General features: G+C 38.7%; 19 protein-coding genes. 13 read left to right on the top strand and 6 right to left on the bottom strand.

All coding sequences use genetic code 11. The annotated features are described in order from the left end of the window. Nucleotides 1-152 precede the first annotated feature (152 nt). On the bottom strand, nt 153-851 hold the full coding sequence (locus MSHOH_RS10075) for an FAD-dependent oxidoreductase (RefSeq protein WP_048139361.1): 699 nt from the start codon (nt 849-851) through the stop codon (nt 153-155). A gap of 254 nt (nt 852-1,105) precedes the next feature. On the opposite strand from MSHOH_RS10075, the gene MSHOH_RS10070 reads away from it, so the two are divergent. Next, entirely contained in the window at nt 1,106-1,432 is a 327-nt protein-coding gene (locus MSHOH_RS10070) for a DUF2769 domain-containing protein (RefSeq protein ID WP_048139358.1), read from the top strand. A gap of 566 nt (nt 1,433-1,998) precedes the next feature. Then, nucleotides 1,999-2,634, top strand: coding sequence for a group I truncated hemoglobin (locus tag MSHOH_RS10065; RefSeq protein WP_082089486.1), 636 nt, complete (start codon nt 1,999-2,001; stop codon nt 2,632-2,634). Nucleotides 2,635-3,141: 507 nt separating this feature from the next. Here the strand turns inward: MSHOH_RS10065 and MSHOH_RS10060 are convergent. Together MSHOH_RS10060 and MSHOH_RS10055 are read right to left on the bottom strand one after the other, a co-directional pair. After that, complete coding sequence (locus tag MSHOH_RS10060; RefSeq protein WP_239451319.1) at nt 3,142-4,023, bottom strand: carotenoid biosynthesis protein; 882 nt, start codon at nt 4,021-4,023, stop codon at nt 3,142-3,144. Nucleotides 4,024-4,155: 132 nt separating this feature from the next. After that, nucleotides 4,156-5,067: an EamA family transporter gene (locus MSHOH_RS10055; protein ID WP_082089305.1), complete on the bottom strand. Its 912-nt coding sequence runs from the start codon at nt 5,065-5,067 to the stop codon at nt 4,156-4,158. A 1,080-nt stretch (nt 5,068-6,147) separates the two neighbouring features. Here MSHOH_RS10055 and MSHOH_RS10050 point away from each other — a divergent pair. Then, nucleotides 6,148-6,345 (top strand): hypothetical protein, encoded by a 198-nt coding sequence (locus tag MSHOH_RS10050; protein WP_048139353.1) that lies wholly within the window; start codon nt 6,148-6,150, stop codon nt 6,343-6,345. Between the two features lie 322 nt (nt 6,346-6,667). On the opposite strand, the gene tnpA is transcribed toward MSHOH_RS10050, so the two are convergent. Continuing rightward, complete coding sequence (gene tnpA, locus MSHOH_RS10045) at nt 6,668-7,132, bottom strand: IS200/IS605 family transposase (RefSeq protein WP_048137183.1); 465 nt, start codon at nt 7,130-7,132, stop codon at nt 6,668-6,670. Between the two features lie 649 nt (nt 7,133-7,781). On the opposite strand from tnpA, the gene MSHOH_RS10040 reads away from it, so the two are divergent. The 7 genes from MSHOH_RS10040 to MSHOH_RS10010 all read left to right on the top strand — a co-directional run bounded on the left by MSHOH_RS10040 (nt 7,782) and on the right by MSHOH_RS10010 (nt 14,578). Further along, complete coding sequence (locus MSHOH_RS10040; RefSeq protein ID WP_048139351.1) at nt 7,782-8,321, top strand: DUF7344 domain-containing protein; 540 nt, start codon at nt 7,782-7,784, stop codon at nt 8,319-8,321. Nucleotides 8,322-8,824: 503 nt separating this feature from the next. Next, nucleotides 8,825-9,580 (top strand): TasA family protein, encoded by a 756-nt coding sequence (locus tag MSHOH_RS10035; RefSeq protein WP_048139348.1) that lies wholly within the window; start codon nt 8,825-8,827, stop codon nt 9,578-9,580. A 242-nt stretch (nt 9,581-9,822) separates the two neighbouring features. Further along, a complete protein-coding gene (locus tag MSHOH_RS10030; RefSeq protein ID WP_048139347.1) occupies nt 9,823-10,323 on the top strand; it encodes a signal peptidase I in 501 nt (166 codons plus the stop codon). Further along, a complete protein-coding gene (locus MSHOH_RS10025) occupies nt 10,307-10,978 on the top strand; it encodes a SipW-dependent-type signal peptide-containing protein (protein ID WP_048139345.1) in 672 nt (223 codons plus the stop codon). The genes MSHOH_RS10030 and MSHOH_RS10025 overlap by 17 nt, the downstream gene beginning before the upstream one ends. 53 nt (nt 10,979-11,031) lie before the next feature. Further along, a complete protein-coding gene (locus tag MSHOH_RS10020; RefSeq protein WP_048139343.1) occupies nt 11,032-12,057 on the top strand; it encodes a signal peptidase I in 1,026 nt (341 codons plus the stop codon). Between the two features lie 764 nt (nt 12,058-12,821). Further along, entirely contained in the window at nt 12,822-13,898 is a 1,077-nt protein-coding gene (locus MSHOH_RS10015; RefSeq protein WP_048139341.1) for a DUF5305 family protein, read from the top strand. 62 nt (nt 13,899-13,960) lie between these two features. Continuing rightward, on the top strand, nt 13,961-14,578 hold the full coding sequence (locus tag MSHOH_RS10010) for a TasA family protein (protein WP_048139338.1): 618 nt from the start codon (nt 13,961-13,963) through the stop codon (nt 14,576-14,578). 612 nt (nt 14,579-15,190) lie between these two features. Here the strand turns inward: MSHOH_RS10010 and MSHOH_RS10005 are convergent. Then, complete coding sequence (locus MSHOH_RS10005; protein ID WP_048139337.1) at nt 15,191-15,973, bottom strand: hypothetical protein; 783 nt, start codon at nt 15,971-15,973, stop codon at nt 15,191-15,193. Between the two features lie 880 nt (nt 15,974-16,853). On the opposite strand from MSHOH_RS10005, the gene MSHOH_RS10000 reads away from it, so the two are divergent. From MSHOH_RS10000 to MSHOH_RS09990, 3 genes are all read left to right on the top strand, one after another. Further along, complete coding sequence (locus tag MSHOH_RS10000) at nt 16,854-17,342, top strand: MarR family winged helix-turn-helix transcriptional regulator (RefSeq protein WP_048139335.1); 489 nt, start codon at nt 16,854-16,856, stop codon at nt 17,340-17,342. 464 nt (nt 17,343-17,806) lie between these two features. Further along, on the top strand, nt 17,807-20,080 hold the full coding sequence (locus MSHOH_RS09995; protein WP_239451318.1) for a hydrophobe/amphiphile efflux-3 (HAE3) family transporter: 2,274 nt from the start codon (nt 17,807-17,809) through the stop codon (nt 20,078-20,080). A 153-nt stretch (nt 20,081-20,233) separates the two neighbouring features. Further along, nucleotides 20,234-20,563, top strand: a complete 330-nt coding sequence (locus tag MSHOH_RS09990; RefSeq protein ID WP_048139330.1) for a TrmB family transcriptional regulator — start codon at nt 20,234-20,236, stop codon at nt 20,561-20,563. Nucleotides 20,564-20,635: 72 nt separating this feature from the next. Here MSHOH_RS09990 and MSHOH_RS09985 read toward each other — a convergent pair whose 3' ends face one another. Further along, nucleotides 20,636-21,772, bottom strand: coding sequence for an aldo/keto reductase (locus MSHOH_RS09985; protein WP_048139328.1), 1,137 nt, complete (start codon nt 21,770-21,772; stop codon nt 20,636-20,638). Between the last annotated feature and the right edge of the window lie 105 nt (nt 21,773-21,877).

Genomic DNA, 21,877 nt, shown 5'->3' with positions numbered 1-21,877 from the left:
AACAAAAATTGCGGATTGCATAGTATTTCTGGAAAGGGAAACATCATAGGCAATGGCACATATCAAATCAAGAACAAAGGAGGGAATTAAGGCAGAACCCGAGATAATGAGGCTTTGAAGCCTTGATTCTTTTTGAAGATTTTGCTTGCAAATCAATCATAGCCGGGAAAGTATTCTTGCCTAATCTGCTTCTCCGGAACTCCCAGCTCCTTTAAAAGAGAGACCATTGCATCTACCATCTTCTGTGGGCCACTTGAGTAGAATGTGCTTTCCATATAATCCGGCATAAATTTTTTAATCATCTCAGCATTGATTCTTCCTGACTCCCCTTTCCAGTCTGGACCGGGTTTGGTAATTGTTTCAACTACTTTTATGTTTGAGTTTTCAGTCTGCATATTCTTCAGTTCATTTCTGAAGGCTATATCATCCTCAAATCTATTGGAGTAAAGCAGGATTATGTTAACACTTAGCTTCTTATCGATTGAGTATTTGATCATACTTCGTAATGGAGTTATACCTATACCTCCTGACAGCATGCCTACCTTATCATACTCGCCCTGGAAGGTGAAATCGCCATAAGCTCCCATCATAGAAACCTTATCACCTGAACTCAGGCTTGCCAGAGCATTTGCAAAGGGATGGCCTGTCAGTCTCTTGGTAATCTCGAGAAAGCCTTCAGTAGGGCTACTGGACAATGTAAAGTGTTTTGTCATCTGGTCAGGACCGTTACCCAGAGTCACGAATATATACTGGCCTGCAAGGTAATGAAATCCCTGAGGCTTCTCAAATCTTATGCTCTTTATATCAGGTGTTCTCTGAACAGTCTCAATTACATTTGTTTTAAAAATCATTTTATCCCTCACCAATCGATATTATTCGAAAATCGATCTTTGTATAATTTAGATAAACTGATATATAATACAGGTATGCAACAGGATTTACGCGGTCGAATTTACCAGCATGTAAAAAACTGCTTTTTCAGTCCCCGCATAAGTTATAATCTTTCCGAAAACTGAAAAGTCTTTTAAAAACTGAAAAGGCTTTTATGTTCTAAACCCAAGATATGAAATGAATATTTTTTCATTAATGTAATTCGGGGGATAAAATGAATACGAGTGGTAATTCGAAAGTTCCGTACACTAGAGAAAATATAAAAAAATGTATGTGCCCAAAATGTCCTGTCCAGGCTGACAGCAAATGTGCAAAGGATAAACTTAACAGCTTAACAAAGGAATTGGAAAGTGCACGAGAAGGAGAGGTTCCTGAACCTCAGAACGTCCCAGGAATATACTGTTCAACGGGTAAAGCTACCTGTCAGGATCTTAACCCTAAAGAACAATGCATATGTTACACCTGCGCTGTCTGGAAAGAATACAATCTCGGAGACGGCACTCCTTCGATGTATTTCTGCCAGAACGGTAAAGCAGTTTGATTATGATAATTCCTCTCAGTTAATTACAATCTTTCTTTGTTGATCAATGATAAGAAATGCCTTCATTCAACAAAGAATTCTATATTACATTTTTTTTGTAATTGTCTCTGGGAGACTGATATTGTAAAGTTATGAGGTAGAAATATATGCATAGTAATCCCTATCACGTTTTGTGATTTTTATAGTACTTTTTAATTGTAAACAGGTTCAAGATAATTTTGAATAATATTTGAAAAAATGTCGGCGGAAGGTAAAATGTTTTCAGGCTCAAGACCCTTTATGCCGTCTGACCTCTCACTACTGATTCAGATCTCAGCTTTTTTATTTCTTATACATGCGGTTTACAGGAGAAAAAAAAGCATAGCCAGCCATGGGAAAATCGCATCAGTTGCTTTTTGTCTGGCATTGCCTGCAGTATTTTACATGCTGTATAACAGACAAGAGGCCTTACACTACCCTATTACAACTGGGTTCTGAGCCTTCACATGCTTCTCGGTATTGTGACAATTATCACTGGAATCCTATTCGTTACCAATCAATGGAAGTGGAAAATATGGGGTGTAGATATGAAAAGTCAAATCAAAAGGGCAATAGCTATTTTGCTGGCAGTCTGTTTTTTAGTGTCATTGACTGATACGGCAGTAAGTGCAGCATATGCTAATGGCGGAGAGCTTGATGATACGGAAGATAAAGTAGTAAACGAGACGTGTAAGGAAGTAAAGAATGAGGGGAAACAAGAAAAATCTTTGTATGAACGTCTTGGTGGGATCTATGCCATCGCATTGGTAGTGAATCGTTTCAGCGATACAGTTGTGAACGATACGGTTGCTGGCAAAAATTCAAAAAACCCTGCCCTAAGGGATTGGCACAACAATAAATTAAATAGATTGCCAGGCCTCAAATTCATGAGAACTCTATGGGTTGCCGCAGTGTCAGGTGGACCATTCAACTATACAGGCAAAAACCTTGCAGATGCTCATCGTGACTTGCGAATCTCACCTGAGGAGTTCGATGCGGTCGCAGCAGATCTCGAAGAATCACTTGACTACTACAATGTTCCTGAACGAGAAAAACAGGAAGTCTTAGCTGCCTTCGCAGCACATAAGAATGAGGTAACTGCCGGTTATTTCGAAGCGAAATTAAACGAAAGTGTGAACAATAATACAAGTGTAAACAATATTAACGAGTGTAAACGATACTGATCTGACAAGTGTAAACAAGAGGGATGGGCAAGAGAGGATGGGAAGCACTGTGAGAAACGGAAAGTACTTCTCATTAATTTTTTCTTCAAACTATGTTTTCATTATGTAATTACTATAAAATAATCATTTATTTTGTTAAGGATACTCTCCAAGAATAAATAGTGTAAATTTCTTACACATGCGTACAAAAAAATTAACTCTTTATTAAGCAGATATTACAAAATATATTTTTAGTTAAGGCAACTTTTAGAAAATTAGGGTTTTGTGCATTCTCTACAAAAACGTACACTTTTTTGAGATTTCTATATCCTGAAGAATTAGTTCAAGAGATGCGATTTGAATGCACGAACTCCTACGAGAATAGATTCTGAACGTGGTGCCTTTGACCTTGCCGGACATCCTGAATATTAAAGAACGTGTCAGAAAATATCAGGCTGTCAATCTATAAAACAATTTTTCTTGAGAGTTAAGAGAAAAAAAGGAAGATTAAGGTTTATTTCTTAGTGACTAAAAAATTTTATTTAAAATATAAGTGACATATTTAGACCGATACCAGTAATTTAGAGCATCACGATGAAGCCATAGTGCTATTATGCTCATAACCATACTTACCACTAGCAAAAAGGGCGGGTCAAGGATGGCGCTTGAAACTAATCCTGCTATCAGGAAATAAGCATGAAATCCGAGAGGCACAAGAAAGACAAATGCAGCCTGAGACTGGATCGAGACTTCTGGGCGTAGTGCCAAAATCAATAGCAGAGCACCTCCTAAGACTGTAATGATAGTAGCATAATGTATCAGGTCATTGGAAATGTTGGTAATGAGCTCGTTGGTAATAAGCACGCCCGCAGTGCCGCAGATTATAACTCCTGCAGGGGAGAACCAACGTCCCCAGAAGCCAGGGAGCTTTGATAGTAATCGAAGGCTTGCTGAAAATGAGAACACAACCCAGAACCATGCCCAGAAGTTGTTGTAAGGAACACCGAAGTACTGATAATCAAAACCATTTCCCCAATCCCACATGCCCAGGCGGATGGCTATTGCATCCATGGAAAGGTCGATGTTCAAGGCCATCAGGCCATCGAGCACCGGTCGTGCCCATTCTGGAAGATTAGTTTTATCGGAAAAGGAGCGAACGCTATAGATGATAGTTCCCCAGGCCACCCCAATGACCACAGGGACAGGCCCAAGCATTACCAAAAAGCATCCGTACTCGTAGGCGTTGAGCTGTTGGATTGTAGCCCATTCCAGCAGCAAGCCGAAGAGCACCCCGGCAAGAAGTTGCCAGGCTACCCAAGAGCCTCGTTGCCATGCATTTTGCAGACAGGCCAGAAAGAGCACTAAAACCAGAATCTCGAAGGCGAGAAAGCATAGATTTAGCAAGGGCATGCGCATTAAATACTAAATGACAGCTTAAAAAACTTGCGAGAATGTTCGATAACATTTATTCCTCGTATATGGATAATTACATCACCCGAGACTGTCGGCATATTCCTGAGTACCCACTTGAATAATTTGCCACTATTGCATGCTGATCAATAGAACTCCAGCAATAACAAGGGTAGTGGCTATGATTTTTTGCATGAGGCTGCCAATGCTGATCTCCTCTCTTGCGAGATTCGGGAAAAAGAGCGAAAGGATGACGCCGAAGAAGAGAACGAAAAATGAAGTTGTACTGGAAATAGCCTGCACGACTCCCAGGGGCGCTAGAAGAAGCGTGTAGCGCACACCCAGGTTGCCACCCAGGTTAATCAGTTCATTTGCCATATTCACAGAAAGCAAAGCTCCTGCATTGGCATGAATCATTTCTGAAAATTGTTTGCGGTTTTCGGCAGCCAACATTAAAATCACTCCAAACAATGCCTGGCCAAAGAAGTTCCAGAAGGTGGTAGTCCAGAATTCGTCACGTACAGCATAGAATTTAAAAATAAGAGAACCCAGCGAAATCGCCAGGGCACAAAGGAGCATCAAAACAACCAGCTGTTTTTTAACGCGGCTGGTGCCTTGCCCAAACCTCAAAGAAAGGACAATCGATCCGGCAATGATCAGCAAAACGCCGATGATTTGAGAATAAGAAATTTGTTCCCCAAGGATGAAATATCCCAGGATAAGCCCGAAGACTCCTGCCGCCTGGAAGAATGGTGCGATCGTTGATGCTTCCTCTGTCTGCAATGCCTGGAGGTAGAAATAGATCGCACTCATGTAAAGGATTCCCGAAGCTGCTATGATCACCATAGATTCGGGGTCCAATGCAACTACGCCAGGATGGAAAAGCCAGACAAAGGGCAAGGCAAGAGCACCGATGATCGCAGTAAAGACCATCAGCACCGCCACGCTTCCCTGTTTGAAATAGCGTTCCACCAGATACTTATCGATGTGTGTGGATAGCGCCCACAGAACGGGCCCGGAAAACGCATAAATAAGCCAATACATATCCAGATATTACCGCTTGATACTTCTAACTTAATTCTATATCTTATGAAATAATGATGGTAGGTACAGTTAAATTAGGGCTTATATCCCTTAGCTGCGGTATATGAGCCAGATAGTTTTCCTTCAACTCCTTCTTATCCATATGATCGTAGATATCAATGGCCTCTCTTCTCACGTCGTCTATACCGTCCCCTGCGTATTTAATGATTGCTTTTATGGTATTTTAGAAAAAAACTGTAGAGGGTTTAGAATGGTTTTCATTTTTGAAACTAAGATTGAGTATCTCAAACATCCAATGTTTTTGAGTGAACAGCGATCCAATAGGAGAAAAATATATTCAAAAAGATGATGGACTAACATTTCTCCATTACTTCCTTACTCAAATGTCAAAGTATCTCAAGTATTATTAAGGTAATTTGAGGATAATTTAAAAGATGCAGGATCTTCACCATAATCATAATAACCTAAAAAGTACAGAAAAGCATGATCTAGAAGCGAAACCACAATATTAAAGGGGTCTAAAGAAGGTAACAAATGTTTGGTTTTTTAAGTATGTCTTCAGACTATGAGAACTTACTTTGTAAAAAGTTTTTGTACTATCAGGATCGAAATCATTTAGATGTCAACACAAAAGAAGAAAGGGGCAAACTGATTTCATATCATTCATTTATGTCAGGAGGTCACAAACAAAGAGATAAAAGATCTTAACACTCTATTTTTTTTCAGTTTGCCCCAAGAAAGATTAACCCTTCTCTTATAAATAACTTCTTTTTATCAAAGAATTTTTCATAAAAAAGACGTTATTATTACGTCTTTTTAAATTAATCTATTACAAACATTAAGCGGAAGCAGAGTAGTTTTCGGGAAATAATTATTTTTTGACTTGACTTTAAAATGTGGGAAGACCTAACCTTTCGAGAAGAACATACAGATAGTTACGGATTATCCTGCTCAATAACAGACATTATCTCAAGACAAACTGTTGAAATTTATTTATACAATGAGTTGCATTCAATTATGTTGGATTCAGAGTTCATAAAGCTGTTTCAAATTCTATTAAACGCTGATAAGTGATATAACATGCAATGTAACTACCTCGAAGTTTTATCTGCGGGTATCAATCCCGATAAATGTATAGCTGGTCCCGGTTATTACAAAACAACTGAAGAAGACAGATCTAAATATTGTATTGGAGAAAAGTTTTCCGATTGTCCTAGATTTATTGCAAGTTTAAAAATTATGGAGGCAGAAGGAGGTATCAACTCATCCGATGGATAAAAGTTTAAAATATTTAGTATAAGAGTACAAATAGCCTTAAAAGATGGTTGTATTTATTTTCCTAACAATTCTATAAAGGAAATTTAAACACTTGAAACGCTTTTTTTAATAATGGCACACCTGGAAAAGACAGGTAAATTACATATACAGAACTACACCTACAGATAATCAGAGTAGACAGTTGAAAGCTCACTACGAGCATATCAAATTCGATTACTCTTCTTAACATGACCTCCTGTCTGAATACAATGAAATCAAATTGCGGGCGGCCACCCTAAAGGATGGGGTATGCTTCGGGCCGCCCGCCCGGTTGTTCTGGTAATTAGAAATCATCAAGTCTTCTTTGCTTGGATCTCATGAACCTATGCAATCGAGACTCTTCACTCGGTTTTCCTTGCGATTCTTTAATGTAATGCTTAATTGTATCAGCAGTTACGTTTCCAACGGATCGATAGAACTTTCCACTTGACCATAGATTTCCACCCCAATATCGTTTTTTAAGATCAGGATGAAGCTTGAATAAGCTGTAAGAACTACCTCCTTTCAAATACTGAATTACCTCTGACAGAGAATTACTTGGATGAAATTCAAGAAACAAATGAACATGATCATCTACTACTTCCATTGCATGTATTTTGTAGCCATTTTTAGCACAAATTATACTGAGAATCAACTCGCAATCCTTTTTAATTCTCTTATTGTAGAATATATTGTATCGATACTTAGGCACCAACACGATGTGGTAAGTAATCTGACCATAGCCATGGCTAAAACTGCGTAATTCCAACTTATATCACATCCTAGCCAAAGGTGGCTGGCACCACCTCTGGTTATGGTGCCAAAAAAACCTTATTTTACAAAAAAAGTGAGGATTTAGATAATTAAAGTGAAAAAACGAAGAGGCGAGGGTTCACTTCATCCCCGACCTGAAGGACGGGGTATTCGTGACCCTCTGCGCTCCATTAGTAATAAAGTACAAGCAAATCTTCTATTCTGGCGCTTTCTTTCTTTTAAATACTGGAAAAAGAGATTAATCCTTTGTATAATGAACATCAACAAAAAATGATGGAAATAATTTGTAGTAAATTAAGAATCTCTATAGAAAATTTCTGGACCTTTGTTAATGATCTAAATTTTAATTTTCAGGCAGTTCCAGTCTGAACTTTATATTAATAGGATATATATTAGAGTTTTTTAATATAAAGTAAATGCGGGAACAAAAAAATAAAATTTTGAATTATTCTGGAAAGCTTTTGAAAATTGATACAATTTTTATAGTTGAACATCCTAGTTTAATAAATAATTTATTAAGTTCTTTGCGATATTAAACTTTAATAATACGTTAATTCAAAAGTAAAACGATTAAAATATTTATTTAATAATTGATGAAAAAATAATATCTTTGGAAGTAACTTAAATACTTTGGGAGATATTTTATGAACGGGAAGGAAATTGATGCGATAGATATCAAAACAAATTTCCAATACGCGCAGTTGCCGAAGAGCGATATTTTCGGAGTTCTTCAGAACGATCGAAGAAGGTATGTTCTCGAAATTCTTCACAACAAAGGAAGCCAGAGTGTACGCTCCCTTTCTGAAGAAATAGCACGCCTAGAATCCGGAATTGAAGAACCTAAAAGCAGTATACGAAAAAGTATATATGTATCTTTGATCCAAACCCACATTCCTAAAATGGAAAGTCTGGGAGTAATAGTCTATAATAGAGAAAAGGAAAGTGTGGAACTTCTTCCTGCATCTCGCAATTTTGATATATACATGGAAACCGTCAAAAAAGGCGACATTCCATGGAGCCAATTTTACCTGGGTTTCAGCGTTTTTACCATTCTCGGTAGTGTAATAATCCATGAAGAGGTTATCGAATGGATCTCAAGCTCTCAATGGATGCTTTTTATAAGCTTGGCCTTTTTAGCCTCCTCAACAGTCCATCAACTCCACACTCAAAAACTTGAAGAATAGATCTTTCTCAAAGTATGCTGTGTATCCACATACAGACTGAAGATTTACTGATAATGGTAATCAACTATTATCGGAGCAAAAACTCTTTACCGTTACTTTTCCAAATTTTAATTATTTTTCTTCCTGGATGTAAGGCATATCCAGAACAAATTTTTGCATGTTAGACTTACGTCGTCATTAAAAACTATATAAAGATATCTGTTCTTTAAATATAAGAGTTATAATATGCCTTAGATAAATCAAGTAATGTACCTTTTTTTGCAGCAGTCCGATAGAAACTTCCATTACCACCATATAGAGTTAGAAAGCTTCTTGACAGCGTTTAATGTCCCGTTAACTGCCCAAACTTCCGCTAATCCACAAATAACTATCTTCAAAAAACTCATAAGAGAGAATAGCTCAGATCAGCGGGAGTGGGGAAAGATCACCACAAATGGTGCGAAGACAAAAATCCATAAGTGGGATCGAAATCTGGGGAAAAAAGAATCCGCAAATATGCACAAATGGAATCTTTTCTTCCCTTTGACTTTCCGATGATCGGCCACATTGACAATCAAAATATTGACAATATCAACACGAAAAGAGGTATAGAAATGTTCAACAAGAAAATACTTTTAAGTGTGCTCATCATTGGCATGGTCGGTGTTATGGCAGGATCCGCAACATGGGCATACTTCCAGGATACAGAAATAAGTGAAGATAATACTCTTACTGCAGGAACGCTTGACCTTACTTTAACTAATGCTCCGTTTACGCTCAACAACAAACAACCTGGGGATTTTGGCACTGAAACTCAGACAATCCAAAATGTTGGATCTCTCATTGGAGAACTGGACGTTACGTTCTCTGCAATTGCGAATACGGAAAGTGAAGGAACTACTCAGTATGAGTCAGATAATATTGGTGGTACAGGTGTAGGAGAACTCGGAGGAGTAGCAGAGATGCTAGTATTTATTGACGTAGATAGCTCCTCGGGAACACTTACTGAAGGTGACATTATACTGACATCTGACGGGACTGGAACTGTCGTCCCAGCTCCCGAAACTCCAGTTGAAAATACTTATTTCGCTACAATAAATTCGTATGCCTCAGATCACTTCGATAAGGCCATAGAATCGATGGGCCCTACTGATGACTACGACGTCATTTTCAAGTGGAGAATTCCACTTGGAGAGGAAGTTGACAACACAATTCAGGGAGACAGCGTTAGCTTTGATGTCGCATTCATTCTTGAACAGGCTGATGTAGACACACCATAATGCTAACAAATAGTGGGCTAATCCCCACTATTTAAATTTCGAATACTGTATAGTAAATTTGATATTGTTGAATCATGATGTATTAATTGTGTTTAGAGAATCTGTCCTATCAAAGGTGTGCCCAGATATGCAATAATAAGTGAAAACGGAGTTCTGCAAATTGCTGCAATCTAAGGCAAATTAGGCGATTCAGATCGCTAATTGAAGCATTCATACTATCTGAACAAAATCTCTCAATACATATGAACAGAAAAGATGCATTTACTGTAATACTCCTGATTATCTTAATAGCCCCTATCATATGTACCATGATTCCAACGGGCCCGTTTCGTTTTATGACTGTAACGGGCACCAGTATGGAGCCCACAATAACCTCGAATGATATCATTGTGATAGATTCCAGGGAGACTTCCATTGAATTAGGGACCATCATATCTTACTATTATCAATTTGAGGATAATCCCTTACCATTCATAATCACGCACAGAGTAATAGGATTTGCACCTGAAGGTTATAGAACAAAAGGAGACGGATGCGCGTATGCGGACAACTATGTGGTGGTACCTGAAGATGTAATCGGAGTTATGCGTTTTAAAATTCCTTATCTGGGTGCTCTTATACATTTTGCTAATACCTTAACGGGATTTCTCATACTTGTTATTGTGCCAGCTCTTATCCTGATAATTCAAGAAGTAAAGAATTTAATGGATAACGGGAGAAATAAGGATGAAAATTACAAATAAATTAATACTTTTTTGCTTGCTGTTTGCTTCATTTTTATCACTGAACGGTATATGGACAAGTACTATCGGTACATTCGCATATTTTTCCGATATGGAGCAAAGTACCGGAAATACACTTACTGCAGGTGTATGGGAGAGCGGAGCTGCCTCTACCGGCAGCAGCCAAGCACTCCCCGATAATAAAGTTCCTTCCGAAACTCCTGACGAAACTTCCGATGAAAATTCAACTGAAGCTCCGGACGAAAATTCAACCGAAACTACTGCTGTAGTTCCAGCCGGCAATGAAGCTGACTCTCTAACAATATCCGACAGCAAACTTATAGAAAACACAGAAAACAACGAAAAATTTAATGGGATTACTTTCAATATCAGTGGAACTTGGGGTGTAACTATTGACAAAACTCAGGCATGGTGGAATGTCCCTCAAGGGAATACCAGTCGTATAACAGAGATAACGATAGAAGGAAGGGAATTCTTCAGCGGCAACAATTCGTCTGGAGAAATAATTGACGGGTCAGACCATTTGCTTGAAGCAAATTCTATTGCAAAGGTAAAAATCTATTTTGATGGTGATGTTTCGGAAATTGCTCCGTTTACTATTAACATAACTATGGAAGACGAATCTGTAAAGAGTTTTGTAACGGATCCAGAATAATGTTAGGATATTTCGGAAGCCTAGGGAGATAAATTCCGATCGGAGACGGAGTTATGAAAAAAAGAGTTATTCAGATAGCAATTATTTTTCTAGTTGCCATATTTCTGGCAAGTGCCTTAATTCCATTTGTGCTAGGATCGGAAAAGACTCTGGTCGTACTGAGTGGAAGTATGACTCCGGTGATGCTGCCCGGAGATATAATAGTTGTGAAATCCGTCACTCCGGATGGACTCATGGCCGGAGATATTATAGCTTTCCAAGATCCTGGAGGCAAAGATACATTTGTAACACATAGGATTATCGGTATAGAAGAAGGAGAGGAACGGATCTTCAGGACGAAAGGGGATGCAAACGAGGAGGAAGATATTTTTAAAGTTCCGGCATCGGAAGTAGTTGGAAAACTTGTCTTTGTTATTCCATTTGCAGGGTATCTTCCTGAAACTTCTAAGAACAAGATATTTTTCTTTTTCACGGTAATAATTCCGGCAACTGTCATAGTTCTGGACGAAATCAAGACAATAATTAGATATTCCAACCCTATTAGTGCTCGTAAAGCTGAAAATAAGAAGGAAAAGATCTCAAGACGTATTTCATTTACTATCCGGGGAAAGCGGCTGGCAACAGTCGTTCTGGTAAGCGGGTTTATTTTTACAGGAACTATTTTGAGTAATTTGGGAGAGAACGGACCTGCGGTCCTTCAGAAGGAGAACACGGTAGAAAGCTCATATTTTCTCCCTTCCGTATGCGTGCTTCTGCCGGAAGATTCCAAGAATAGGTTTGCTATCGAACCTTGGTACGCAGTGATTCCCCCATATAGTGAAATTCTAGTTAATGCTCCCGAAAACATGCGTGTAAAGATAAGTTCAGCACCTTATATCCTACCTGTATTCTGGGTAATTTCGCTAGCAGAAATAAATCCCTATTTACCTGTGGTTGCAGAGATTGTGTTTTATACCTCGATTTTTACATTATCTATATTTCCTTTGTGGTATAGAAAGATAGAACTCGGAAGAAAGGTTAAAAGAGGAAGGTTTAATCGCTTGTTTTTTCTGTGGAAAAGAAAGCTCAATTTAGTATAGACATGCAAATATTCATCAGAACGTTCATCAGGATGTTTGGATGTTCATTAGAATGAAATTCTGTTTATTTTTATTCGATGCTATACAATAATCATCAATCTGACAGTTTTATTCGGAACTATATTTGATACTATATAAAAAACAGAAATCAAATTGTTATTGTGCCCATTTCAAAACTGCCCCTATACTCTTTTCCAAATAAAGAATGTTGCTATTACTACTAACATCCTGAATATTCTATCCGATCTTTTATACTTTATGACAACTCTTCGGAATCCCATTTTTTTATTTTTGAAAAGAACCTTTCTACTGATATTTTCGCATACGACTCTTTACTAAATTTTTAGATCTCCTTCAGATTTCTTCTTTCTGTTTCTCTTATTTTCGAGAATAGAAGATTTGATTCTTCTACGCAGGTATCAGAGTAACTGCACTTTATTATAAATTGAATCTGCCATTATCTCTTCTGTCTAACATTAGCCTGTGTTTAGTCCTAACCTTTTGCTTCAATAGTCCTTTAAATTTATAAATATCATATTATGCTCCAAGACTAATAACAATTCTTAATGGAAGATTTTTCGAAGTTACAAATGCATGAATCTTTGTTAAAAAAATAAGATTTTATCCTGATAAGGATGTATTGTTAGAATGATAATGAATAAAAGCAGGGGAATAAAAATAACACGCTGGACAATATGAAAAATTTAAATATGTTTGAGTTCATAAGTAAGTAATAAATTGGTACACTTATTGCGAGAGATAATATGCTGAGAATATTGTTCCTTAAACTGAAAAATAAATTAATAAACAACTCTAGAATGTTTATTGTTGTATTAGGGATGGGGATAATATTTTTCAGCTCTTGGGCTTATGAAACATATACAAAAGATTTATACGAAGAACGAGAAGAGTTAGTTTCTTCTTATACGCAACACGGAAAATATACGTACACAGCCCCTGTAACAGAAAAAAATCCTCTTTATTCCAAAGGAACCCGACTTGAAATGGGAAAACCAATGTATTTTTTTGCTGCGTCTCCTACTCTTGATGTTTCATTTGCATATAACCTGAATGCTACAGATTCCGCGATTCTTAGTGTAGAATGCGAAACTTTGGTTGTTGCAACCAGTAAGGAGAATTCTGGAGAGAGTAAGAAAATTATATGGGAAAAGGAATTTCCTGTGAAAGAAATAAAATATACTGGCATTGAGAATAAAGATGTACTTATCCATGAGTTTTCCCTTAATGTATCGGAGATCCAGTCAAAGGTAACAGAAATACAGAACCAGCTAAAATATTCATCGGATACAACGATAGAAATTGTTACTCATGTCAATTATGAGGGAGAAATAAATGGAGAAAAAATTAGCAATACAACAGCTTTTGCTTTACCCCTAATAATCAGTTCTGCATATTATAAGATACCTGATCAACTGGAATTTAGTGAAAACGTTGATACATATGAGAAATTAAGAATTAAAAAGGAGCCTTCAGTATCGGTAATTAAACTGCCTCTTTCCTTATTTCTGCTTAGCATAATTCTAGTAGGGATACTTCTCCCATGCACAAAAATGAATAAAATTGATCCTGAATATATCAAAAAATTAGAAAAAGAAGAGACATATTCTTCTTTTAAAGAATTTATTAGCAAGGGTAAAATTCCAGATAACTGGAGTTCTCTTAGACAGGTTGAGATTTCTTCACTTCAGGACCTTATAGATGCTGCTGTTGATATGAGTGAACGCGTGATCAGGGATATCGAATCTTGTGCTTATTTCATAATTCATGATAATGTATTGTATATTTTTTACGACACATCTTCAGTGGAAAATGCCAGGTGAAAAATAAAACATACAAATAACCACCAAATAAGTTATAGTATGTGCGTAAGAGTGATATTAAGATGAAAAGCAAAAAAGTAATTTTGAGCTTATTTGTCATTAGTATAGCTATAATTTTAGCCAGTGTCGGAACAAAAGCATATTTTAGTGATACAGAGGTATGTGAAAATAACACATTTACCATAAAAGCTCTGGACATTAATATAAGTCATACTTTTCACTTTGATAACGTTCCTCCAGGCCTTTCCAAAAAAGAATCAATATATATTTATAATGACCCAAAGTCTATCGAAGCAAATGATGTCTATTTGGAAATTGATGTTACTGATATAGAGATTAGTGATGATACAGATGCTGAGCGAGAAGCTGAAATTCTACTTGGAATAACCAACGAAGCCGGAACTAACAGAGGAAAAACTAATATCAGTAAGTGGATTCAAATAACTAAAATGAGATATAATGATGTAAGCATCGTCAATCTTTACACTGACTATAACGAAAATGATTACATTGATCTTGATGATCTTAATCAAGCTGGTCAAGTTAAAATTAATGGAAATAATAAATTATCTCCTGGAGAAGTTGCCTATGTCAATTTCACTATGCTATTCGATCCAGATGCTGAAAATGAGCTTCAGGGAGACAGATCTGTAGTAGATGAAATTATCACAGCGGTATAAATTGATTGGATAAGACCTGTATTTAATGAAAAGTTCTAATAAATTTAGAGAGATTGTTTATTTCACTGCAGTAAAACGAACAATCTCTTATTGGAAAGATAGACTGACATCTTGCTCAATTTCTTAATCACCCTGAAATTAGATAAACTGCCTCACTTTTTTCTCGGGGAAAAATTTGGTTTTTGTGAGTAAAACGAATTTAGGTCTGTTAAAAATTAGTTTATATAGAAATATATTATCAGTAAGATGTATATCAGTAATTTCAATAATGCTACTCCATTTGCAGAAAAAAGACCATATCAGGCTGTTTGGTAGATGCAGTAAGAGGTAGAAAGGACTCGAAATTTGTCGATTATTTGTCTTTTTGACGGTTCTGCCCACAATATAGGGAACTTTTGTCTCACCTGATTGAAAATCAGTAAAAAAATCATCAAATACCCTGTTATATGCAAAGTCTCATTTCGCATATGCAAAAAAAGAAATTAAAGAGAATTTCAACGACCTCTTTCAACTGATTGTTAATATTCATTTATTTAAGATAGCTGAATTTAGAGGCTTTCGAAATCCCGAATTTATCTTTTACTTAAGCCTGAAAAGGTCATTTCAAGGCTTTCAGTTGCAGGCTGATGCAGCCTGTACAGGGCAGGCTCCCTCAAGGCTCTCTGTCTGTGTGCAGTCAAAGCCATAGTTGCCTTCGGGTCCAGACAGGTCGCATATTCCATTCTCAAGGTATCCTGTACCACTGTTACCATCAAAGGCAATACGTCCGCAGGCATTATTGCACTCGGTCCCATTGCAGCTTATCTGTTCACAGTCACCTTCACAGCCGGATTGGGTGCAGGACTCTTTACAGCAGGTTCCATCACCGCAATCTCCTTCACAGCAGTCATCACAGGTTGCCTGATCACACTCACTGTCACAGTTTGCTTCACCGCAGGTTCCTACACAGCAAGTTTCCCCGCATATGCCATTGCAGCAGTTTTCTTCAGAGGAAGTTCCTTCAGAGGAAGTTCCGTTACAGCAGGTGCTGTTACAGTCGTCGTTACGATTTTCCTGGTCACAGCCCGCATCGCATGCAGTTCTATTACAGCATGTTTCGTCATTGCAGCATGTCTCGCCACATGAAGTTTCATCACACATGATTCCATCGCAGGAAGTGACATCACACGAAGTTTCGTTACAGGAGGTTCCATCACAGTTTGTCTGGCTACAGTCTCCATTACATGTTACATTACATGTTGCCTGTTCATCGGCTGTCTGGACACATGCTGCCTGGTTACTATCTGTCTGATTACATGCTGCTGCAGAGACTCCTGCAGGAAGTAAAGCCAACAGCATCAATACGGTAGAGACAGACGCCATAACTTTAAAAATAGACTTCTTATTGAAATTCATTTTTTTCCTCCTATTTTATTTTTAATCTTAGAACAAAAGTTCAAGGCTCACTGGGAAAATGAAAATATAAAGATACTTATTTTTTAAATATAAAATAAAAATCAGAAAGTAAATTTAAAGCTTTATAAAGCTTTACTTTATTTTTTAAAAGGCCATGACCTTGTAAATTGTATTGAAGTACCCTTTTTAACAATTAGAAGTTAAATATAGACATTCTCTAGCAGATATATCCTTCAATCTCACAGTTGAGTCCTCCATATTAGGACAAGCCTTCACCATCGGATTCTTTATACATATACCGACTGTTAAAATACTGTAATTCTCTAATAAAGTAAATCTGCCAGTTTTCAGGCAAAAGGAAAATTCAGAGCCTGTATCTGAAAATGCTGTATTTTGCTTTCGAGTGTTTTTGGGTGATATTTTGCTCATATCTGCTTGTCTTGCGCAGCCTTACTACTATCTCTAAAATTTGCTTTTAGATCTTGTAGATAACGATAAATTTTAAAAACTGATGAACTGCATATTCCGGAATTGGATCTGAATATTTTTATTTGTTTAAGTTCAGGATACCGTTCTGTAATTAATAAATTGCCGTCTGAGGACTGTTTTGTCATATTTCCAGACTGCTTTATAAACTATTATAAAAATTAGATAACTTTAAATATTATATTGTTATTTGTTGTAATTGTTAATTATTGATAATTGCATCGTTTATTGATAATTGCATCGTTTATTGCTGTCAAACAGTAAGTTTTCATTAAATGAACTTCATGTAAACTCCCAGACGCTTAAAGACCAGAGCTGAATCCAGCTTAAGGTTCAGGGCTCAAAACAGTACCTTTGCGCCCTGCAGTTACAGATATGGCGTTCCTGAGGAAATATGTACGATAAAGAAAAAACAAGAGAAAGCTACCTGTTGCTTCTGGAAAGGGAGATGCTCTACAACAAACTGATTGATAGAGAAATTTTTCAGCGTATTTCCAGAGCCAAACTGGAAGGACTCGAAAATCTTAGCAAACAACAACCTACAGTTATCATGATAATCGGCACGGTGGGGGAAGTCATCCCTTCATACCTTGGCCTGTGTATGAACCTGGATAGAAGCAGCCTCTCAAGAATGGTAGATTCCCTGGAAAAAAAGGAAATTGTCAAAAGAAGAATAGACCCGGAAGACAGGCGAAAAGTTCTGATATCCTTAACTGAAAAAGGAGAAAGGTACTATCAAATCATTCTGGGAATAATAGAAGAGATCCACGCTTCCGTCATAGGTTTTCTTGGCGAGCAGGATATTGAAAGGTATGAAGCCTGCCTGAAAACAGAAGTAAATTTCCTGAGAATAATCGATTCCAGACTGGAGGCAGGAGAATAACCCTGGAGAGAAGTGCCTGTAAAAAATAGGAGGGATGTCTAAAAGAAAATACACAGAAACGTAGAAAAAATGCTTGCAGGAATTTAGTCAGCTCCTTAAGAAGTAAGTCATCAAAAAGCATTAAGGATATATTATAAATAGTACTGCAAACCCGAAAGAGCTGGCGAAAAACTGACCCCGAAATTCGGTTCCAGCTGAATCTCTATACCCCAAAAAATGTTGCCTTCAGTCCTTTTGAGCCTGTACCTGCAAGCATTTTTATATGGTCCTATGAAAGTAGTCTGACCTGATTTTTTTCATGGAGAAATTTATTTTGACCAGCCGTGGCTGTGGATTTTTTCCTGAATAACTGCTGATAACTTTCCAGAAAAAGGAAATACTACTTATAAGGGGGCACCGCCATAAAAAACATATTCGAAAAATTAGGGATTTTAATCCAGAGTAACCGCCCAGCTATAATTGTCATGATATTCCTTCTTATCCTGATTTCCCTTCAGGGGACACAGCTGATCGAGATGGCTTCCGGGACGGAAACTTTTGTTTCTAAAGGTACACAACTGTACAAAGACTACGATCACCTCTTTAAGAAAAACTTCGAGACCGACAGCATTGTAGTGATGGTTCAGGGAGATGAGGTTGCGTCTGAAGCTGTAATGAAAGCTACGAACAGGCTGGAGCAGCAGATGTTGATTGTCCCGGGAGTTCAGTCTGTCACAAGTCCTGCTGTGCTAATAAAGCAGATCAATTATAAAATCTCTGGAAGGTCCAGGATCCCCGATTCGGATCGGGAGATTAAGGAAGTACTTGATAGCCAGCCGGCTCTGTTCGAATCTCTCATGCCTGACAAGACTCATATGATGATAGTGATAAAAGTTTCAGGCAGCGCAACTGATCAGCAGAAGAAAGATATCCTTAATGCCCTGGACATCTCGCTCAAAGAAGCTACTTTTCCTCCGGGATACAGCCTCATAGTTACCGGTTCTCCCGCCCTGCGGGTTGATATCAACAAAGAGATGACCCAGAGTTTGGGTCTGCTGCTCGGAATAGCCTCCATCCTTATGGTTTTCGTGCTCCTTCTGGTCTTCAGGCATGTAAGGTGGGGACTTTTGCCTCTACCAGTTGTGCTTCTTGGTGTCTTTTTTACTTTCGGGTTTATGGGATATGTCGGGGTGCCAATGACAATGGTCTCCATGGCAGCTTTTCCTATCCTGATAGGGCTGGGAATTGACTATGCTATTCAGTTTCATAACAGGATAGAAGAAGAAATCCATGCCGGAAACAGTTCGGAAGAAGCCCTTATCCGCACGGTAAAACATACAGGTCCTGCCGTCCTGATCGCCCTGGCAATGACGGCTCTTGGTTTTATCCCACTTTTTACCTCCACCGTACCTATGATCCAGGATTTTGGAAAACTGCTTCTGATAGGCATCGTTATGTGTTACCTCTCTGCACTCTTTTTCGGACTGGTAACTCTGTACAGTTTCGATTGGATTTTCAGGAAGAACCCTTTTGGGTTGTTTAAAAAGAAAGAAGAAATCAAAACCGAAACCCTCCCTTCAAATGTTTCATCGTCAAAGGTTCAGAAAGCTAAAGCCCTTGAAAGAGCCCTGATAAAAGTCGCCGACTTTACTATAGAACATTCAAGAGTTATTCTGGTTATTTCTCTGCTTACGTGTTTTGCGGGGCTTTACGCAGATCAATCAGTTCCTATCCAGACCGACACAAACTCCTTCATTCCACAGGATATGCCTTCCCTTGTGAATTACAAACAAATGCAGGACCTGCTTTCAGGAACTGGAGACCATCTCAATATTATCCTTAGAGTTAAGGATAACAGCGACCCTGAAGTTCTGAAGTGGATGGAAGAGTTCAGCCGGCATGAAGTTACAAACAGGGACCAAATATACGGGACCACAAGTGTAGTGGACCTTGTAAAGGAGCGAAATGGCGGGACAATCCCTGAAACCTCCGAGGAAATACAGGCAATATACGAAAAAATCCCGGAAAGCCAGAAGAAAGAATATATGCTGGGTAACCAGCTGCTTACAATTGACCTTGATATAGGGCAGGCCATGGAGAATATCGAAATAACAGGCATAAAAGAACTGCGGGATATTGTACGGGAAGATGTACAGTGGATGCAGCCTCCTCCTGGTGTTGCTGTCATTATTACCGGTCAGAGTGTAGCAATGATTGATATAATCAGTGCCCTTACAAGCGGAAGAGTCCTTATGACCATGCTTGGCGTAGGGCTTGTGTTGATAGGTTTAATCGTAGTTTACAGAAACCCGGTGAAAGCTCTCTCCCCAATAATCCCCATGTTTATTGTAGTGGGCTGGTCGGGTCTTGTGATGACAGGGCTGGATATTCCCTATACACCCATGACTGCAGTTCTCGGGTCTCTGATTCTTGGTGTTGGATCCGAATACTCTATCCTGATGATGGAACGTTACTTTGAAGAAAAAGATAATGGCCTGACCCCTGTAGAAGCGATCAACCAGGCAGTAACTACCACAGGCTCAGCCCTTATAGCTTCGGGAGCTACAACGGTTTTCGGGTTTTCGGCTCTTATATTCTCTCCATTTCCCATTTTGAGCAATTTCGGGCTTGTAACGGTAATTGACGTTTGTCTGGCAATCTTTGCTACCTTTATAGTCTTCCCGCCTCTCATGGTGATGATGGACACCCGCCGTGAAAAGAGAAGAGCGACAACAGTAACAGCTGCCCCAGCAGTTTGAAAGAACATGAGAAGAAAAAAAATATTTTGTTTGCAGACAGCTTGTAGAATGACGGAAAAGGATTTAAATGCCTGCGGTTTGAACCGCGAATTGAATAATGGATGAAAATAATATATTGATTTTTTTCCGTTTGTCCCTCCAGAGGAAACGAGTATGAGCTCTAAACTAATAAAAAATCTCCAGAGGCTTGGTTTCACAGAAAATGAAGCAAAAATTTACTATGCTCTTGTCTGTCTGGGCAAAGCAAGAGCCAGTGAAATTTTCGTAGCTTCCGGTGTTCCAAGGGCCAAAGTTTACGGCATCCTCAGGGGTATGGAGAAAAAGGGTTATGTCCAGATCCTTGAAGGTGATCCGATCCTCTTTTGCTGTACGCGGCCTGAAGAAATGATCGCAAGAATCAGAGCTGATTTCATGCGTTCCCTGAAAGAGACTTCCTGCGGACTTAACGCTCTAAGTCTTGAAGACAAAATAACGATTTCCTGAAGGTCCGCGGAAACCAGAATTTTGAAAATTCAAATGAAAAAATGGCTATATTCAAGAAACTTTAATTCTCCTTCACATCTCCATAAACTCTCTTACTTCCCTTAACATTTCCCTTATCTTAATATTCTGCGGACAGACCTCTTCACATTCCCCGCATTCAATACAATTTCCAGCTTTCTCTTCCGGCAACAGAAGAACTCCATACTGAAATCTGGCATTCCCTACATCATCAAGCATAAAAATATCGTTCAGATAACTGAGGTTACGCGGAATATTTACACCCATCGGGCATGGCATGCAGTACTTACAACCTGTGCAGTTAACCCTGATTCTGGATTTGTAGATGTTACTTACTTCAGAGATCAGGCTTTTTTCTTCAGCTGAAAGAGAATTGGGGTACCCTTCCTCCGCAGTTCTCAGGTTTTCTTTCAGGTGCTCCGTTTCTGACATTCCGCTCAGGACAACGCTAATCTCCGGATAGTTCCAGAGGTAGCGAAAAGCCCATTCTGCCGGGGTCCTTTTAGTTTCAGCTTTGTCCCACAACTTCTTAGCTTCTTCCGGAACTTTTGATGCCAGGTTCCCTCCCCTCAAGGGTTCCATGATAACGACAGCAAAACCCTTTTCAGCTGCATATTTTAGGCCCTCGATTCCGGCCTGGAAGTCCTCATCCAGGTAATTGAACTGAAACTGGCAGAGATCCCAGACGTAAGCGTCCGCAACTTCCTTAAAAACCTCCAGATCGTCGTGAAAGGAAAAACCTGTATATTTGATTTTCCCGGACGTGCGAGCTTTTTCCAGAAACTCTATGACTCCAAATTTTTTCATCTTCTCCCAGTAACTCTTTTTTACGGCATGCAGGAGGTAGAAGTCGATGCAGTCCGTCCGAAGCTTTCCAAGCTGCTCGTTTAAGAAACGGTCCATGTCCTCTTTGCAGTTTACGCGCTTGCACGAGAGCTTGGTTGCCAGATGGACTTTTTCCCGGTAGCCGTCGGCAAGAGCTTTTCCCAGGAAAACTTCACCCATCCCACCGTGATACGAATATGCAGCATCAACGTAATTTACCCCGTGGTCAATAGCATAGCGGAGGAGGTCGGTTGCTTTCTTTTCGTCTATCTTTTCCGGATTTCCGTCAAGAACCGGAAGCCTCATGCAGCCGTAGCCAAGGATCGAAACCTTCTCACCCGTGTTTCCCAATTTGCGGTATAACATTTTTTGCCTCAGTGATTTTGCCTGTCTGCATTATAGGGTTAATGAGTCTAAACCTTTACTAACAGAGATACCATTAAGAGATACTGTTATATCCGATCCTTACCT

The organism is Methanosarcina horonobensis HB-1 = JCM 15518 (assembly GCF_000970285.1).
GTDB lineage: Archaea > Halobacteriota > Methanosarcinia > Methanosarcinales > Methanosarcinaceae > Methanosarcina > Methanosarcina horonobensis.
This window is presented reverse-complemented; position numbering and strand designations above follow the sequence as displayed.

What these genes read in the sequence shown, in the direction of transcription:
- MSHOH_RS10075 (WP_048139361.1), bottom strand. Translation starts at nt 851, where the DNA reads ATGATTTTTAAAACAAATGTAATTGAGACTGTTCAGAGAACACCTGAT.
- MSHOH_RS10070 (WP_048139358.1), top strand. Translation starts at nt 1,106, where the DNA reads ATGAATACGAGTGGTAATTCGAAAGTTCCGTACACTAGAGAAAATATA.
- MSHOH_RS10065 (WP_082089486.1), top strand. Translation starts at nt 1,999, where the DNA reads ATGAAAAGTCAAATCAAAAGGGCAATAGCTATTTTGCTGGCAGTCTGT.
- MSHOH_RS10060 (WP_239451319.1), bottom strand. Translation starts at nt 4,023, where the DNA reads ATGCCCTTGCTAAATCTATGCTTTCTCGCCTTCGAGATTCTGGTTTTA.
- MSHOH_RS10055 (WP_082089305.1), bottom strand. Translation starts at nt 5,067, where the DNA reads ATGTATTGGCTTATTTATGCGTTTTCCGGGCCCGTTCTGTGGGCGCTA.
- MSHOH_RS10050 (WP_048139353.1), top strand. Translation starts at nt 6,148, where the DNA reads ATGCAATGTAACTACCTCGAAGTTTTATCTGCGGGTATCAATCCCGAT.
- MSHOH_RS10040 (WP_048139351.1), top strand. Translation starts at nt 7,782, where the DNA reads ATGAACGGGAAGGAAATTGATGCGATAGATATCAAAACAAATTTCCAA.
- MSHOH_RS10035 (WP_048139348.1), top strand. Translation starts at nt 8,825, where the DNA reads ATGGAATCTTTTCTTCCCTTTGACTTTCCGATGATCGGCCACATTGAC.
- MSHOH_RS10030 (WP_048139347.1), top strand. Translation starts at nt 9,823, where the DNA reads ATGAACAGAAAAGATGCATTTACTGTAATACTCCTGATTATCTTAATA.
- MSHOH_RS10025 (WP_048139345.1), top strand. Translation starts at nt 10,307, where the DNA reads ATGAAAATTACAAATAAATTAATACTTTTTTGCTTGCTGTTTGCTTCA.
- MSHOH_RS10020 (WP_048139343.1), top strand. Translation starts at nt 11,032, where the DNA reads ATGAAAAAAAGAGTTATTCAGATAGCAATTATTTTTCTAGTTGCCATA.
- MSHOH_RS10015 (WP_048139341.1), top strand. Translation starts at nt 12,822, where the DNA reads ATGCTGAGAATATTGTTCCTTAAACTGAAAAATAAATTAATAAACAAC.
- MSHOH_RS10010 (WP_048139338.1), top strand. Translation starts at nt 13,961, where the DNA reads ATGAAAAGCAAAAAAGTAATTTTGAGCTTATTTGTCATTAGTATAGCT.
- MSHOH_RS10005 (WP_048139337.1), bottom strand. Translation starts at nt 15,973, where the DNA reads ATGAATTTCAATAAGAAGTCTATTTTTAAAGTTATGGCGTCTGTCTCT.
- MSHOH_RS10000 (WP_048139335.1), top strand. Translation starts at nt 16,854, where the DNA reads ATGTACGATAAAGAAAAAACAAGAGAAAGCTACCTGTTGCTTCTGGAA.
- MSHOH_RS09995 (WP_239451318.1), top strand. Translation starts at nt 17,807, where the DNA reads ATGATATTCCTTCTTATCCTGATTTCCCTTCAGGGGACACAGCTGATC.
- MSHOH_RS09990 (WP_048139330.1), top strand. Translation starts at nt 20,234, where the DNA reads ATGAGCTCTAAACTAATAAAAAATCTCCAGAGGCTTGGTTTCACAGAA.
- MSHOH_RS09985 (WP_048139328.1), bottom strand. Translation starts at nt 21,772, where the DNA reads ATGTTATACCGCAAATTGGGAAACACGGGTGAGAAGGTTTCGATCCTT.